Raw genomic sequence first — 16512 nt, 5'->3', positions numbered from 1 at the left:
TGACCATCGGCATGCACCTTGTCCGCAAACACAATCTCCTGGGCCTTCGCCCGCAACTCACCCGCCGAGACCGCGCGTTTAACCGTGAGCTTGCCGTTTACATCGATCTCAAAGTCGCCGTTGCCGGCGGCCATATCGCCGGCCATATGCACGCCGACGCCCTTCTCGGTGCCGATCAGGCGAATGGCGCCGGCGTACATGCCGCCGATGGCGGAGCTGTCCAAGGCCAGCAAGGGCTTCTCGGAACCATCGTCCAACTTGGCGATGGCGGCCAGCGTGTCGGCGTCGACCTCGTTGCGGCCAAGGATGATGTTCAGGCGTTCCGCGTAGAGGGCGGCATTGAGTTCTGCGGCGCGAGTGATGATGTCGACCTGGCTGACATTGACGGCATTCATCCCCGCGCCATCAATCACAATCTGCCCACCATCCACGGCGAACTGGCGCAGTTGCCCGTCTGCGATAACCGGCACACCGGTGCTCAGCGTCACGCGCGGTGTGTTGATAAACCCGCAGCCGTCGCAGCTGATGCCGTGGGGGTTGGCTACCACCACATGGGCGCCCTGCCCGGCCACTTCGGTGTAGCCCTTGAGCTGGCTTTGGTTGCCGCCGGTGACTTCGTTGAGGATCAGCGTGGCGGCGCGACCGTTGAGGTTACTGTTGCCCAGAATCACCCCGCCGAGCTGGGTTTCGTTGAACGCTGCCGTGCCGTTGTTGAGGATCAGCCCCTGCTGGCCGACGTTGTAGTCGGTGAATTTGTTGTGCGACAGGCCGCTGCCGTTTGGCGTGGCGATATTCACCACGGGCACGCCGTTCTGCGCGCTGCCCAGTTGCGTGTTGCCGCCTGCGGCGGCGTCGACGGTCAGCTCGGCGGCGGTGCTGACAATGGGGTTGAGGAACAGCACACCCATCAGGATGCAGGCGATGTTTTGGAACAGCGGGCTACGAACGTCCATACAAAAACTCCAGCCGGGGCAGCGACACTAAATCGTTGAAAAAGGGCTTAGAAAAACAGGTCGAAACGGAAGTACACGGGGTGCTCCTGACGCTCGACGGCGTCGGGGCGCTCCAGTGAGCGGGCGAAGGTCACACTGGCGGCAACGTTGCGCCCGCGCGTGCTGAACTCGACGGCGTTACCGGATAGGCGCCCGTGCTGGTCACCGTTGTGGCGGTTGCCCGAAATCACGCCCATGTCGTAGGCAAAGGCCACGGCGTATTCCTGCAGAAACGGGCGCAGCGGCTCCCAGGCCACCGCACGGCGCCAGCGCAGTTGGTTGCGCCAATACGCGCCGCTGTCGCCGGACAAGGATTGGTCTTTGAAACCGCGTACCGAGCTCAGGCCGCCGAGGCTGATGCGTTGCGGGCTGAACAGCACGTCTTCGCTGCGCTGGCCGTTAACCAGGCTGTCGACGCTGAAGCTTTCGTTCCACAGGGTGAAGGGCTGCAGGTAGCTGGCGGTGAGGCTGTACTTGTTGTAACGGGCCACGGGCTGGTTGTGGTGCGGTCGCCGTCGCCTTGCGCGTCGAAGGCGCCGGTGCCTTGTTGCCAACCGAGGTCGAGGTTGACGAAGGCGTTGCCGATGCGCCGCCCGTGGTTGAAGCCGACCTGGCTTTCGGTCAGGCGTTGGCTGGAGACGTCGATCAGGTTTTGTTCAGGTAGTTGCGGGTTTGCAGGTGGCTCATGCCGAAGTTGGCGGCGGTCTTGCTGACGTCGTCGCGGTAAAGCACCCGTTCGGCGCGCAAGCTGTGGGTTTTGCTATCGCCGTCGGAGCCGAAGGTGAAACCGGCGCCTTCGCTGCGGGTGCGGTAGTAGCTCTGGCTGTAGCTGTAGTTCAGCGACCACCAGCCATACGGCACGTTGTAGCCGACGCTCTGGTTGGCCGAGTGTCTCCAGTGGTCGCTCACGGTGTCGCCACCGCTGCGCAGGCTGAGTTGGTCGGCCAGGCCTAGCGGGCTGTCCCACACCAGACCCGCGCCCCACTGCTGTTCGCCGGTGGAGGTTTGCCCGTCGTTATGGCGGTTGAGGTTGGCTTGCCAGGGTTTGCCGGGCTCGCCTTGCAAGTGCACGCGACTGCCGCCGACCTGGCTGCCGGGCACCAATTCCATTTGTGCGGGGCGCGATTGCAGGCGGTTGAGCTGGTCGACCATTTGCTCCAGCTCGCGCAGGTCCAACACCTCGCCTTCGTGGCCGGGAAATGCCATGGCCATCTCCCGCGGGCTGGCGATGGCGGAGGCGTCCAGACCTTCCAGACGCCCTTCCTCCACCAGCACTTGCAGCTCGCCGCTGGCCAGGTCTTGCTGCGACAGGTAGGCGCGGGAGGTGACGTAGCCGCGATCGATATAGAACTGGGAGATGCTTATCACCAGCTCGTTCAACTGGCTGGTGTCCAGGCATTGGCCTTCATAGGGACGCAGCAGATCGGCCTGGCGGTCGGCGGCCATCAGCGTGGCGCCTTGCAGGGTGATATGGCGGATGGGGAAGCACGGCGCGTCGGGGTTGGCGGCCGGGGCCAGTTGTACGGCGGGCTTGCCGGGCAACTGCTGGAGGTCTTCGAGGCGCTTTTGCTGCTCTTGCAGCACGCGCTCCTGGCGGTCGCGGATAAGGTCGCGGTCGGCGGGCAACTCGGCAAAGACGGTGGGCGTAACAGCTAACAAGGCACACAGCTGTGCCCTAGGGCGTAGAGCAGGCATAACCTTCAATCCCTTGAGGTGAGGGGGAAACACAGGACGGCGCGGATTAAACCGGCTGAACAAAAATCTGGCGACCGTTTTGTGACTCGCCGGCCACTATTGCGACATCACCTACAGAGGCGCGAGTAAACGTCCTGCACGCTTAGGCGCTGGGCCTTATAGGAACGCGGTAAGGTTGGGCTGAACGCGTACCCGTTTGATCGGTCACACTGCTCTCCCCTCGCTGGCGCTTTTGTTTAAGGAAATTGCATGTCTGTTGCTGAAACTTCCCTGGCCATTCCCACCCACGCGCAGCAGAAAAGCTCGACGCGCTGGGCGTTTTTTATCGCCGGGTTTGCCATGGCCGCCTGGGCTCCGTTGGTGCCGTTCGCCAAGGCGCGGGCCGGGTTGTCGGAAGGCTCGTTGGGCTTGCTGTTGCTGTGCCTGGGGGTGGGCTCGTTGCTGACCATGCCGCTGGCCGGCGCGCTGGCGTCGCGCTTTGGCTGCCGGCGGGTGATTGTCGCCGCTGCCGCCGTGGTGTGCGTGGCCTTGCGTTGCTGGCGGTGGCGGATTCCTGGCCGCTCCTGGCCATCACCCTGGCGGTGTTTGGCGGCGCGTTGGGCTGCATGGATTGCACCATCAACCTGCAGGCGGTGCTGGTGGAGAAGAACAGCGACCGGCCGTTGATGTCGGGCTTTCATGGGTTGTTCAGCGTGGGCTGTATCGCCGGCGCGGCGGGCGTGAGCCTGTTACTGGCTTTGGGCAGCGGGCCGCTGCTGGCGACTGTGGCGGTGGTGGCCACGGTGATTGCCGTGCTGCTGCATTCGGCGCGTGATCTGCTGCCCTTTGGCAGCGCCAGCACTGGCCCGGCCTTTGCCATTCCCCATGGTGTGGTGCTGTTGATTGGCGCGGTGTGCTTCATCCTGTTTTTGGCCGAAGGCGCGATGCTGGATTGGAGCGCGGTGTTTTTGGTGGAGGCCAAGCAGTTGGCTTCGGCGCATTCCGGTATTGGCTATGTGGCGTTCTCGTGCGCGATGACGGCGGGCCGTTTGACTGGCGACCGCGTGGTGCATCGCGTGGGCCGCCAGCGCGTGGTGTTGCTGGGCTCCTTGATGGCGGCGCTGGGGCTGGTGGTGGTGACGTTGAGCCCGAACTGGGAATTGGCGTTGCTGGGCTTTGTGCTGGTCGGCGCCGGGTGTTCGAACGTGGTGCCGGTGATGTTCAGCCTGATCGGCAAGCAGAAGGTGATGGCCGAGAATGTGGCCATTCCGGCGGTTTCTACCTTGGGTTATGGCGGCATTTTGCTGGGGCCGGCGTTTATCGGCTTTATTGCCCATGGCAGCAGTTTGGCGGTGGCGCTGTTGGTGCTGGCGGGGTTATTGGTGGGGGCTGGGGTGTTGAGTTTGTTGCTGCGATTGGGGGACTAAAAGCATCGCGGCTGAAGCCGCTCCCACACTCGTTGTGGGAGCGGCTTCAGCCGCGATTGGCCGTACCTGAAAACGGCATTGCTGAATCAGGCCGACAACCTTTCCCGCAACCGCCCCAACATCCCAAACAAACTCCCCACCTTGTCCCGCTCGCTATCGTCTTTAGGCTGCTCGGCTACCCGATTGATCTGCTGCGCCGGCGCCGCGCGCCAGATGGCTGCTTGTTCTGCCGCCGCTTTCAAACCTTTTTCAAACAACCCGCGACGAATCGGTTTTGGCAGGTAGCGGAATATCTGCGCTTCGTTAATCAGCTTGAGCAGCGCCTGGGTATCGCAAAACGGCGTGACCACCAGGCTCAGTAAACCGGGGTGCGCCTGGGCCAGGCTTTTCAACAGCGGCGCAGTATCTTCACCGGCCAGTCTCAAGTCGCTGACCACCAGGTGCACGGGCTCGCTATTCAGCACGGCGACTGCCTCGGCGACCGTACGCGCACGCAGCAGGCGGTGGCCGCCGGCGCTGCAGAAGTCGCCGACGCAGGCCAGGGTGTCGGCGTCTTCGTCCAGCAACAGCACGCTCAGCGGCGCATCGCTCATGCTGGGCAACACCAGCACCGGCGTTTGCCGCGCGGCGATTTCGGCGGCCTGGCGCAGGGTAAAGGCCATCTCTTGCTGGTCCCACGGCTTGCTCAGGTAGCGGAAGATGCCGCCGCTGTTCAGGGCCGCCATGGCGGCGTCCATGTCGCTGTAACCGGTGAGCAGAATGCGCAGGGTGTTGGGGGCGATTTCCCGCGCTTGTTCCAGCAACTGCGCGCCGGTCATCTGTGGCATGCGCTGGTCGCAGACGATGATGTGCACGTGCTCGGTTTTCAGCCGCTCCAGGGCGCGCAGCGGGTCGCTCTCGGTGAGCACTTCGTACTGCCGGCGAAATTGCAGCGCCAGGCTGCGCAGAATGCGTTCTTCATCGTCGATAAACAGAATTCGCGTGGTCATCTCAAGCACTCCGCTGCATAGGGGTGAGGGAAGGTGCCGGCTCACTGGCCGCCGTTTGGCGCGGCAGGCGCAACAGAAAGCGGGTGCCGCGCCCCAGCTCGGAAGCCACCCGAATCAGGCCGCCGTGGTCTTGCATGATTTTGAAGCTGATGGACAAACCCAGCCCCGTGCCCTGCCCTACCGGTTTGGTGGTGAAGAAGGGGTCGAAAATCCGTTCCAGTACTGCCGCCGGCATGCCTTTGCCGTTGTCTTGCACGGAGATAAACACCGCCGCCTCGTCGCTCCAGCTTTTCACCTGAATGTGCCCGTAGCCGTCGATGGCCTGGGCCGCGTTGGTGAGCAGGTTGAGCAGCACCTGATTGATTTGCGACGGCGCGCAGGCGATGCGTGGCAGCTCGCCAAGTTGGGTGATGACTTCGGCTTTGTCTTTGGTGGCGTTGCGGGCGATGACCAGGGCGCTGCGGATGCATTCGTTGAGGTCCACTTCCTCACTCATGGCGCGGTCCAGGCGGGCGAAGTTTTTCAGCCCGACCACCAGCTCGGCGATCTGACCGAGGCCGTAAAGGGTGTCGTTAAACAGCTGGTTGAGGTCCTCGACCAGCAGCTCCGGCGCGGCGTCCTCGCGGGCCTGGGCGGCGGTGGCAAACGCCGCTGCCAATTGGGCTTCGTCGCAACTGTCGTCGGCCAGGCAATCGGCCAAGGCGGCTTGCGCGGTGGCCAGGGTGAACAGCGGCGCGGTCAAATCGCGTAGCAGTTCGACGTTGTTTTTCACGTAGCCCAGCGGGGTGTTCAGCTCGTGGGCGACGCCGGCAACCATCTGCCCCAGCGAGGCCATTTTTTCCGACTGCACCAGTTGGGTCTGCGATTCCTTGAGGTCAACCAGCGCTTTGCGCAGCACGGTGTTGCGCTGGGCGATGCGCGCCTCCATGGCTTTGAGCAGGTCGAGCACGGTGCCGATGCCTTGGTAGCGGCCTTCGCCGTCCACCAGAATAAAGTCTTCGGTGATGGGGTATTGCAGTTGGCCGGTGATCTGCTTGGCGGCGTCGTCGAGGCTGGCGTCGAGGCGCACCACCAGCGGCGCGGGGTTCATCACCTCGTGCACGGGGTGGCGGCCGCGCAGGTCGCGGCCGAAGCGTTGCATGAAGATGTCTTGCAGCACGGTGCGACTGACCAGGCCGCTGGGGCGGCGGTCGCCGTCGACCACGGGCAGGGACAGAAAGGCTTTGTGTTCGGGAGTCAGCAGACGGTCGGCGACGTCGCTGATGGTCATGCTCGGCAACAGCGGCTCGACGGGCTTGAGCAAACGACTGAGGGCACTGGCGGTGGTCATTGGCGAATGCATCCTTGAGGAAACGCGTTCGCCATTCAACCAGCGCCAAGTTGCCGACATGTGACAGCGTTCACAATGGGCTGTGTGTAGGTAGCCTGAACGCAATGTGGGCGCAGATGATCCAAACTGCAGTGCGGGGGAATTCCTCTGCTTCGCTTATGGGGTTAAGGAGACTGTTATGCCTTGGTATGCCTGGTTGATTCTGGTGCTGGCGATTGGCTCGATTGTGGGGGGGTTGATGATGTTGCGGGATACGGCGACTAAGTTGCCGCTTACTGATGAGCAGTTGAAGAAGGTGCATGAGAGGAATGCTGAGGCGGATTCGCAGGATGCTCAGGATCGGTGAGTGCTTAGTTGTTTTTCGGTGGTATTCGTTACCGCGTGGGCTGGGCGTTTTTGTTTCGCGCCTTACGCGCGAGTCACTTTGTCATTGCGACAAAAGTAACCAAAAACGCTTGCCCCTACCTGGGGTTTTCACTGCGTGAAAACTACCCTCGCTACGTCGCCGCTCCAGGGGCCGGGCTGAGGGCCATCCATGGCCCCATCCCTCTCCGCGGCTCCCGGCCGCTACGACCCCTTACGCAACGACTACGCTCGGCCTGGCGCTAAAGGGGCGGGTAGATCTAAAGCTAGATCAAGATCAAAAAATCGAGGCTGAAGCCTCTCCCACAAACACCTCGGTCCCTGTGGGAGAGGCTTCAGCCTCGATCTTTTGACCTGGCTTGTGATCTGGCCCCTCCTGAGCGTGTTGGTGAAGGTGGCCCTCAGGGCTGGTTAGCGCTTTAGGCCAACCGCAACACCACCGCCCCCGCCACAATCACGCACGCTCCCACAATTCGTGCGGTGCTCAACCGTTCTTTGAGAAACACCCCAGCGATCAACATGCCAAACAGAATCGCGGTTTCGCGCAGTGCGGCCACAACCGCAACCGGCGCCTGGGTCATGGCCCATAGCACCAAGCTGTAAGAAGCCACGGTGCCAAACGCGCTCAGCACGCCCATGCGCCAGTAGGTTTTGGCGTAGGCCACAAACGCTGCACGGCGGGCCAGCAGTGCCCAGCCCAGCATCGCCACGCCGGTCAGCATAAACAGCCACAAGGTGTAGGCCGCCGCCGCGCCGGCGTGCCGCACGCCTACGCCATCAACCAGCGTGTACGCGGCAATCACCACGGCGTTGAGCAGGGCCATCAAGAGGCCCAGGCGCAGGTTGGCGGAGCGTTTGCCGGGGTGGCGGGCCAGGGCCATGGTCAGGATGCCCAGGCAGATCAGCACGATGCCTAACAGCGCGCCCATACCCAATACGTCGTCCAGCCAAACCAGACTGGCCAGCGCCACCAGCAAGGGCGCGGTGCCGCGCATGATCGGGTACGTCTGGCTCATATCGGCCAGGTCGTAGGCGCGCGCCACCAGGCCGAAGTAGACGACGTGCAGCAGCACGGACGCGGCTAGAAAGGGCCAACTGGCGGGGGCTGGCTGGGGGAGCCAGGGTAGAAGCACGGCGGCCATCAGCGCGGCGCAGCTGGTGAGCAGCACGGTGCTCAATAGCTTGTTGGGCCCGCCTTTGACGATGGCATTCCAGCTGGCGTGCAGCAGCGCTGCGAAGAGTACGACGAGGTAGACCGACACACGCGCTCCTTAGGCGGCAGTGGGCAAGGGGCGGAGTGTATAGGGCAACGATCAACCTACGGAATACGCGTCGCCGCTCTGGCTAAGCAATTGCGGTTGCAACAAACGCATGTCCGATTCGATCTCGTCGATGATTCGCGCAATGTCGTCACGGTGCAGGCTGGCGCTGCAAGCGATGCCGGCAATGGACAGCAGTGTGGCGCCGGTGTCGGGCTGAAAGATGCGGACCAGCATCGAGTGTGGGCTATCCATGCTCGCCTCTACCCCGAGCGGGGCGAAGTGTTCCTGCAGTAGTAAACAGGCAGCGGGAAAGGAGCGTCTCACGGTTAAACCTCGTGGGCGGTTTACCAGAAGGTGGTTCCAAGCCTAGGCCAGTCGCCATCATTTCGCCGCCGCAGTTGGTCAGGTTACGGCGCTGGCCGCGAATGACCGTCGGACAGAATCCCTGAACCTTCCGCGTGGTACCCGTCTCGATAAACCATAGGGCCCACCGTGGAGGCTCGAGGCTAGCGAGCCAGAATTAGATGAAAAACCGCTCGTTCGCCTGTTCACCTGCCTTCTTGCCCTTTGAGACCGCAGCAACCTGACCAGGAGATTGATACTGATGGCTACGCCGAAAAAACCTGCACCTGCCAAAACCAAAGACTCCACCGGCACCCCGCCACCGGCCACCGCCGGACTTCCTTACAGCGCCACTGCCGACCAGAAAGCCCAGGCCGAAGCTGCGCACACAGCCGTCAGCGGCTGCCCGTTCAATGCCAACAAGGCCAAGGAATATGGCGCGGCGTCTGCCGTACCGACCCCGGGCGAGACCGTGGACGCGCCGCCGATTGCCGGCGCCAGCACCTTGAGCGAAACCAACGCCAGCGACAAAACCGGCGTGGCGCAACCCGGCGTAAATGCCAACAGCGGTGAACTGCCCCGCGTACAGGCCGACAGCGCCGCGCAAGGGCTGACCACCAACCAGGGCGTGCCCGTTGCCGATAACCAGAACTCGCTGAAAGCCGGGTTGCGCGGGCCGGCGCTGCTCAAAGACTTTATCCTGCGCGAGAAAATCACCCACTTCGACCACGAGCGCATTCCAGAGCGCATCGTGCATGCCCGCGGTTCGGCGGCCCATGGTTTCTTCGAAGCCTATGAAGACTTGAGCGAGCTGACCCGCGCGGCACCGTTTGCCGCCAAGGGCAAGCAAACGCCGGTGTTCGTGCGTTTCTCTACCGTGGCCGGCGAACGCGGCTCGAAAGACACCGCACGCGATGCCCGTGGCTTTGCCGTGAAGTTCTATAGCGACCAAGGCAACTGGGATTTGGTGGGCAATAACATTCCGGTGTTTTTCATTCAGGACGCGATGAAATTTCCCGACCTGATTCACGCCGTCAAACCCGAACCGCACAACGGCATGCCGCAAGCGGCGTCGGCGCATGACACGTTCTGGGATTTCATTTCGCTGTCGCCCGAGTCGGCGCACATGATCATGTGGGCCATGTCCGACCGTGGCATTCCGCGCAGCTACCGAATGATGCAGGGCTTCGGCGTACACGCCTTCCGCTTTGTGAACGCGCGCGGTGAGTCGAGCTTTGTGAAGTTTCACTGGAACCCGAAACTGGGTACCCACTCCCAAGTGTGGGATGAAGCCGTGAAAGTCTCGGGCGCCGACCCGGACTACCACCGCCGCGACCTGTGGGACGCCATCGAAGCCGGCGCCTACCCCGAGTGGGAACTGGGCGTGCAGGTGGTCAGTGAGGAAGAGGCGGAGAAATTCAGCTTCGACATCCTCGACCCAACCAAGCTGATTCCCGAAGAACTGGTGCCGGTGCGCCCGATTGGTCGCATGGTGCTGAACCGCAACCCCGACAACTTCTTCGCCGAAACCGAGCAGGTGGCGTTCTGCGCGGCCCATGTGATTCCCGGCATCGACTTTACCAACGACCCACTGCTGGCCGGGCGCATTCACTCGTATGTGGATACCCAGATCAGCCGACTGGGCGGCGCCAACTTCCACGAGATTCCGATCAACGCCCCGCTGGCGCCGGTGCACAACAACCAACGCGACGGCATGCATCGCCAGACCATTAACCGTGGCCGGGTGTCGTATGAGCCGAACTCCCTGGCGGGTGGTTGCCCGTTCCAGACCGGCGAGATCGGGTTCGTGCCGTTCCCCGAACCGCTGGAAGTGGGCGATGAAGTGCGCGGCAAGCCGGAGAAATTTGCCGAGCACTACAACCAGGCCACATTGTTCTTCAACAGCCAGGCGCCGTTTGAGCAGCAGCACATCATTGATGCGCTGCGCTTTGAGCTGAGCAAGGTGCAGGTGCCGGCTGTGCGCACGCGCGTGTTGGCGATGTTGCGCAATATCTCCGACGTGTTGGCTCAGGAAGTGGCCAACGGTTTGGGCGCGCCACTGCCTGATCCGCTGCCGAAAGCGGCGCCTAATCCGATCAAGCCGGAAGTGGATCTGTCGCCCGCTCTATCGCTGTTGGCGCGTCCGGGTGATGGCAGCATCGCCACGCGGATGGTGGCCGTGATTGTCGGCACGGGTATCGACGGGGCTGGTGTGAAGGCCACGGCCGATACCTTGACCGCGCAGGGTGCCATCGTGCGTCTGGTGGGGCACCGCGTAGGGCCGTTTGTGGCGGCTGACGGGCCGGAGGTGATTGCAGACGCGTCCTTGAATAACCAGCCTTCGCCGACCTTTGACGCCGTGGTGGTGCCGGATGGGCAAACCGCTATCGATGCATTGAAAGTCGACGGCCGTGCGCTGGAGTTTTTGCGCGACGCGTTCCGCCATGGCAAAGCCATTCTGGCGGTGGGTGCGGGCAAGGAGCTGCTGGCGGCGGCGGATATTCCGTTGGGCGATAACCCACCGGGTATCTTCGTTGGCGATAAGGCGGATAAAGGCGTGCTGGGTGATTTTATTCAGGGCATTGCCAAGCACCGGTTCCCTGAGCGGGAGACCCATCCGCCGGTGGTTTAACCCTCTGAAGAAAGGCCCGGCGATGCCGGGCTTTTTTATTGGACCATCCAAAGCATCGAGGCTGAAGCCTCTCCCACAGGAGGAACGCGGTTCCTTGTGGGAGAGGCTTCAGCCTCGATGATTCGTTCAGAAGATGGTTGAACGAACCGGCCAACGCCCTACGTCAGCTCTATCAGCGCCTGCACCAGCTCATTCTGATTAAACGGCTTACCAATATGCGGCAACGCCAACTCGGTTTCATCGAGCTTGTCGGCATACCCGCTGGCCAACAACACCGGCAAGGTTGGCCAGCGTTGCTTGATCTGCTGCGCCAACTCCAGCCCAGTCATCAGCGGCATGGCCAGATCGGTTACCACTACATCAATCCGCCGACTGCTACCCAATACCTCCAGCGCTTCAGCCCCAGACGCCGCCTGCACAGCGGTGTAGCCAAGGTCGTCGAGCATCGCGGCAGTGCTGAGCAGCACCAGCGGATCATCGTCCACCACCAGCACCGTAAGCGCATGCACCACGGTTGAAGCAGCAAACACCGGAATATCTTCGATAACCTCCGGCACCACCGGTTGTTCCGCCACTGGCAGCCACATTTCGGCCGTCGTGCCCTGCCCTTTTACGCTGCTGAGCATCAGCCGTCCGCCGGACTGCTGGGCAAACCCATGCACCATCGACAAGCCGAGGCCAGTGCCTTTGCCCACGCCCTTGGTGGTGAAGAACGGTTCGCGGGCGCGGTTTAGCGTTTCGGCATCCATGCCCTCGCCGCTATCGGTCACCGACAGGCAGATATACCGCCCGGCCACCAGTTCGGCATCGTCTGCTTCAAGGGTTTCTTCGCGGGCGGCAATCACGATCTGGCCGCCACTGGCCATGGCATCACGGGCATTTACGGCCAGGTTAAGCAGGGCCATTTCCAATTGGTTGCTGTCTGCCAGGAGCGGGCTCAGGCGCAATGGAAAGCGCACTTCAATACGGGTTTGCGGGCCGAGGGCGCGTTGCAGCATGTCGGACATGCCGCGCACCAGCGCCGGGGCATCCAGCGCTTCCACCACCAGTTTCTGGCTGCGGGCAAAGGCCAGCATGCGTTGGGTGAGCGTGGCGCCGCGCTGGGCGCCCTGAATGGCGTTGTCGAGCAGGTTGAGAATTTTCGGGTCGGGCGGCAAGCGGCGGCGCACCACTTCCAGGCTGCCCAGCACGACCATCAACAGGTTGTTGAAGTCGTGGGCGATGCCGCCGGTAAGCCGGCCGAGCGATTCCATTTTCTGCGACTGGAACAGCGATTCACGGGCTTTTTCCAGGGCCTTCTGGGCTTCCATGGTGTCGGTGATATCGCGGGTGATCTTGGCAAAACCGATCAGGTCGCCCAGGTCGTTGCGGATGGGATCGAGCACCACGCTGGCCCAGAACTGCGTGCCGTTCTTGCGAATGCGCCAGCCTTGGCTTTCGAAACGGCCTTCGGCAATTGCCCGGTCCAGACCGCGCTGCGGTTCGCCTTTGAGCTGATCATCGGGCTGAAAAATACCGAGTAGTGTTGGCCGATGATTTCCTGCGGCGTGTAGCCCTTGATGCGTTGGGCGCCGGTGTTCCAGTTGGTGATCACGCCGGTAGGGTCGAGCATATAAAGGGCGTAGTCGGTAACCCCGTCGACCAGCAGGCGAAATTGCTGCTCGCTTTGCTTCAGGCTTTCTTCCGCTTTTTTGCGCTCGGTCAAATCGCGGGTGACCTTGGCGTAGCCAACGACGGCGCCGCCGGATGCGCGAATCGGGTCGATCACGACATGGCACCAAAAACGTTCGCCGTTTTTGCGCTGGCGCCAGCCCTCGCCTTCAAAGCGGCCTTCTACGTCTGCGGTGTGCAAGGCGCGTTGCGGCATGCCCTTGGCGCGGTCTTCTTCGGTGTAGAAACGGGAGAAATGCTGGCCGAGAATTTCGGCTTCTTCATAGCCCTTGAAGCGCTTGGCGCCGGCGTTCCAGCTGCTGACCAACCCTTGCGGGTCGAGCATATAGATGGCGTAGTCCGTGACGGCGTCGAGCAACATCCGATAGCGGTCGTCACTCATCAACGGGTCGGCTTTGCGCTTTACCTGGGGCATGCAGGCTCCGGGGAGCAGTAAGAATTTATATGGCGGGTGGCAGATCATAACGGCCCTGTCGACGACGGGTCTATTGGCCGCACGCCACGCGGCCCTCGGTAATCCAGGGGCCTCTTGTGCTGTAGAGCACCGGGTGGTGCATTCGTTCTGTGTATTTGCACGGAAAAACTGCCGCCGCTGCGCTTCTGCAACGGCGTTCACGCTACCGCGATGCACCACTCTGTTACTTAACGCCCCGGTGGGCAGCACCACTGTGGTGCATTTCAAATTTTTCGTTACTTGACAGTGTTTTACCGGCCTGGCAAATAGCCAAAAGCGCCGGGATTCTGATGCAATATGTCGTCATTTTTACAATGGTTCGAAAATTGCTGGCATACACTCGCTCGGGGCTGTTTCCCGTCGAACTTCCCCGTTATCTCACGTGATCAACACAATAAGGACACACTCAATGAAGAAAGCATGGCTGACTCTTTCTGCTCTGGCCCTTTGCATTGGCGCCGGCTCGCTGCAAGCCAAAGAATTCAAAGAATCCGCTTCGGGGTTGATCCTTCCTACGCTCCTTTCGAGTCCAAGCCGCTGACGGCAGCCTGGTCGGCTTCGATATCGACCTGGGCACGCCATCTGCGCTGAGCTGAAGGTCAAGTGCAATGGGTCGAAAGCGATTTCGACGGCATGATCCCTGGCTTTGAAGCACGCAATTCGACGGTCGTGATCTCTCCATGACCGTTCCCCCGGCCCGCGAAAAAGTCATCGACTTCTCGGACGAGCTTGTTCTCCGGCCCAACCTCGCTGGTGTTCAAGAAAGGCGCAGGCCTGACCGCCGACGTTGCCAGCCTGAAAGGTAAACCGTTGGCTACGAGCAAGGCACCATTCAGGAAGCCTACGCCAAGCCGTTCTGGACAAAGCCGGCGTGAAAACCCAGGCCTACCAGAACCAGGACCAGGTTTACGCCGACCTCACCAGCGGCCGTCTGGATGCCTCCATCCAGGACATGCTGCAACCGAGCTGGGCTTCCTGAAATCGCCCCAAGGCGCTGACTACGAAGTGAGCGAAGCCATCGACAGCGAACTGCTGCCAGCCAAAACCGCTATCGGCATCTCCAAAGGCAACACCGAGCTGAAAGCGCTGCTGAACAAAGCATCAAAGCCCTGCACGATGACGGCAAATACGCTGAAATCCAGAAGAAGCACTTCGGTGATCTGAATCTGTACCTGGGCAATAAGTAAGTTCTGCCGAGCGAGGCGGCGCTAACCCCGCCCCGCTCTATCGCCCACCTCTCGAGGTGGGCGTTTATTGGAAGCACGATTGATGTTTGAAACTCTGCTGAATTTTCTGGGGCTGTCCGCCTTCAGCTTGAAGGGCTTTGGCCCGCTGCTGCTGCTCGGCACCTGGATGACCATCAAATTATCGGTGTTGTCGCTGCTGGTGGCCGTGGTTCTCGGCCTGCTGGGCGCCAGTGCCAAACTGTCGAGCGTGCGCGCCTTGCGCATTCCGGCGCAGCTCTACACCACCCTGATTCGCGGCGTGCCGATCTGGTGCTGATGCTGCTGATTTTCTACAGCCTGCAAACCTGGCTGTCGTCGTTCACCGACGCAATGGAATGGGATTACATCGAGATCGATCCCTTCGCTGCCGGGGTTATCACCCTGGGCTTTATCTACGGCGCGTACTTCACCGAGACTTTTCGCGGCGCGATTCTCGCGGTTCCGCGCGGGCAGGTGGAAGCGGCCACGGCGTATGGCCTGAAACGCGGCCACGCTTTCGTTAGTGTTTCCCGCAAATGATGCGCTTCGCTCTGCCGGGCATCGGCAATAACTGGATGGTGATGCTCAAGGCCACCGCGCTGGTGTCCATCATCGGTCTGGCCGACGTGGTGAAAGCCGCGCAAGACGCCGGCAAAAGCTCGTACCAGCTGTTTTATTTCCTCGTACTGGCGGCGTTGATTTACCTGGCCATTACCAGTGCTTCGAACTTTGTATTGCGACGCCTCGAACGGCGCTATGCGGCCGGCGCGCGGGAGGCAGTGCGATGATCGAGTTGCTGCAGGAATACTGGAAACCCTTTCTCTACACCGACGGCGTCAATATCACCGGCCTGGCCATGACCATGTGGCTGCTGAGTGCGTCGATCTTCTTCGGTTTTCTCGTCTCCATTCCGCTGTCCATTGCCCGTGTTTCGCCGTCGCGCTGGGTGCGTTGGCCGGTGCAGTTCTACACCTACCTGTTCCGTGGCACGCCGCTGTATATCCAGTTGCTGATTTGCTACACCGGCATCTACAGCATTGCCGCGGTGCGTGAAGTGCCGATGCTGGACTCGTTTTTCCGCGATGCCATGAACTGCACCATCCTCGCCTTCTCGCTGAACACCTGCGCCTACACCACCGAGATTTTGCTGGTGCCATTCGCAGCATGAACCACGGTGAAGTAGAAGCGGCCAAGGCTTATGGCCTGAACGGCTGGAAGCTGTATGCCTACGTGATCATGCCGTCAGCGCTGCGCCGCTCGATTCCGTACTACAGCAACGAAGTGATCCTGATGCTGCACTCCACCACCGTGGCCTTCACCGCCACCGTGCCGGACATTCTGAAAGTGGCGCGCGATGCCAACTCGGCGACCTTCCTGACCTTCCAGTCGTTCGGCATTGCGGCGGTCATTTATCTCGCCATCACCTTTACCCTGGTGGGCCTGTTCCCGCCTGGCGGAAAAACGCTGGCTGGCCTTCCTCGGCCCCGCGCACTAAGGCAGTTATTTATGCGCCATCTTCAACACGACCTGCTCGCCCCGGTGCCTGGCACTGCCCGGCAGATTCACAGCTTTCATTTCGGGCCGCAGCAGTCGGCAAAAAGTGCCTACATCCAGGCCTCGCTGCATGCGGATGAATTGCCCGGCATGCTGGTGGCCTGGCATCTGAAAACAACGCCTGACCGAACTGGAAAACGCCGGCCCATTGCTCGGCCAAATCACCTGGTGCCGATGGCCAACCCGATTGGTCAGGCGCAGGTGGTGATGGATATGCCGCTGGGCCGCTACGAACTGGAAACCCGCGAAAACTTCAACCGCGCCTTTATCAACGTCAGCCAGCAAGTGGGCGACGAAGTGGAAGCGCTGCTGAACGACGACGCGGCGCACAACCTGCAACTGATTCGCGCCAGCCTGCAGCAAGCACTGCTCAACCACACGCCGAAAACCCAGTTTGCAGTCGCAGCGCGTCACCCTGCGCGCCTGGCCTGCCAGGCCGACGTGGTGCTGGATTTGCACTGCGACTTCGAAGCCGCCGCGCACCTCTACCACGCCGGAAGCCTGGCCGCAGGTTGAGGCGCCGCGCTATATCGGCGCCGACGCCAGCCTGTTGGCCAGCGATCCGGCGGGCATCGTTCGATGAAAGCTTCAGCATCTTCTGGCTGCAATTGCAGCAA

7 protein-coding genes and 7 pseudogenes are annotated in these 16512 nt (G+C 61.7%); 7 read left to right on the top strand and 7 right to left on the bottom strand.

Going from position 1 to position 16512, the window contains the following annotated elements:
• Positions 1–32 precede the first annotated feature (32 nt).
• Both AC0V2S_RS22080 and AC0V2S_RS22075 read right to left on the bottom strand, forming a co-directional pair.
• Positions 33–953 (bottom strand): annotated as a pseudogene (locus AC0V2S_RS22080) (filamentous hemagglutinin N-terminal domain-containing protein); the annotation flags it as partial.
• Between the two features lie 47 nt (positions 954–1000).
• A pseudogene (locus AC0V2S_RS22075) lies at positions 1001–2687 on the bottom strand (ShlB/FhaC/HecB family hemolysin secretion/activation protein).
• Positions 2688–2936: 249 nt separating this feature from the next.
• Here AC0V2S_RS22075 and AC0V2S_RS22070 point away from each other — a divergent pair.
• Positions 2937–4093, top strand: a pseudogene (locus AC0V2S_RS22070) (MFS transporter).
• Between the two features lie 86 nt (positions 4094–4179).
• Here AC0V2S_RS22070 and AC0V2S_RS22065 read toward each other — a convergent pair.
• Positions 4180–5082, bottom strand: coding sequence for a response regulator (locus AC0V2S_RS22065; RefSeq protein ID WP_475511581.1), 903 nt, complete (start codon positions 5080–5082; stop codon positions 4180–4182).
• 1 nt (position 5083) lies between these two features.
• On the bottom strand, positions 5084–6412 hold the full coding sequence (locus AC0V2S_RS22060) for an ATP-binding protein (protein ID WP_475511580.1): 1329 nt from the start codon (positions 6410–6412) through the stop codon (positions 5084–5086).
• Between the two features lie 178 nt (positions 6413–6590).
• Here AC0V2S_RS22060 and AC0V2S_RS22055 point away from each other — a divergent pair, with 178 nt between their 5' ends.
• Positions 6591–6758 carry a DUF2897 family protein gene (locus tag AC0V2S_RS22055; RefSeq protein ID WP_475511579.1) on the top strand — a complete coding sequence of 56 codons (168 nt, stop codon included), beginning with the start codon at positions 6591–6593 and terminating at the stop codon, positions 6756–6758.
• Between the two features lie 436 nt (positions 6759–7194).
• Here the strand turns inward: AC0V2S_RS22055 and AC0V2S_RS22050 are convergent, their stop codons facing one another.
• Both AC0V2S_RS22050 and AC0V2S_RS22045 read right to left on the bottom strand, forming a co-directional pair.
• Positions 7195–8037, bottom strand: coding sequence for an EamA family transporter (locus AC0V2S_RS22050; protein WP_475511578.1), 843 nt, complete (start codon positions 8035–8037; stop codon positions 7195–7197).
• Positions 8038–8088: 51 nt separating this feature from the next.
• A complete protein-coding gene (locus AC0V2S_RS22045) occupies positions 8089–8361 on the bottom strand; it encodes a DUF1652 domain-containing protein (RefSeq protein WP_475511577.1) in 273 nt (90 codons plus the stop codon).
• Positions 8362–8641: 280 nt separating this feature from the next.
• On the opposite strand from AC0V2S_RS22045, the gene AC0V2S_RS22040 reads away from it, so the two are divergent.
• On the top strand, positions 8642–11011 hold the full coding sequence (locus tag AC0V2S_RS22040) for a catalase (RefSeq protein WP_475511576.1): 2370 nt from the start codon (positions 8642–8644) through the stop codon (positions 11009–11011).
• A 158-nt stretch (positions 11012–11169) separates the two neighbouring features.
• Here AC0V2S_RS22040 and AC0V2S_RS22035 read toward each other — a convergent pair.
• Positions 11170–13097 (bottom strand): annotated as a pseudogene (locus AC0V2S_RS22035) (hybrid sensor histidine kinase/response regulator).
• A gap of 448 nt (positions 13098–13545) precedes the next feature.
• Between AC0V2S_RS22035 and AC0V2S_RS22030 the strand changes: the two are divergent.
• From AC0V2S_RS22030 to AC0V2S_RS22015, 4 genes and pseudogenes are all read left to right on the top strand, one after another.
• Positions 13546–14323, top strand: a pseudogene (locus AC0V2S_RS22030) (transporter substrate-binding domain-containing protein).
• Positions 14324–14405: 82 nt separating this feature from the next.
• Positions 14406–15129 (top strand): annotated as a pseudogene (locus AC0V2S_RS22025) (ABC transporter permease).
• A pseudogene (locus AC0V2S_RS22020) lies at positions 15126–15836 on the top strand (ABC transporter permease). Before AC0V2S_RS22025 ends, AC0V2S_RS22020 begins: the two co-directional pseudogenes overlap by 4 nt.
• Positions 15837–15847: 11 nt before the next feature.
• A complete protein-coding gene (locus tag AC0V2S_RS22015; RefSeq protein ID WP_475511575.1) occupies positions 15848–16411 on the top strand; it encodes a M14 family metallopeptidase in 564 nt (187 codons plus the stop codon).
• Positions 16412–16512: the final 101 nt, after the last annotated feature.

This window comes from Pseudomonas sp. CC11G (assembly GCF_056174845.1).
The sequence above is the reverse complement of the archived record's forward strand: the minus strand, read 5'-3'. Positions and strand labels throughout refer to the sequence as shown.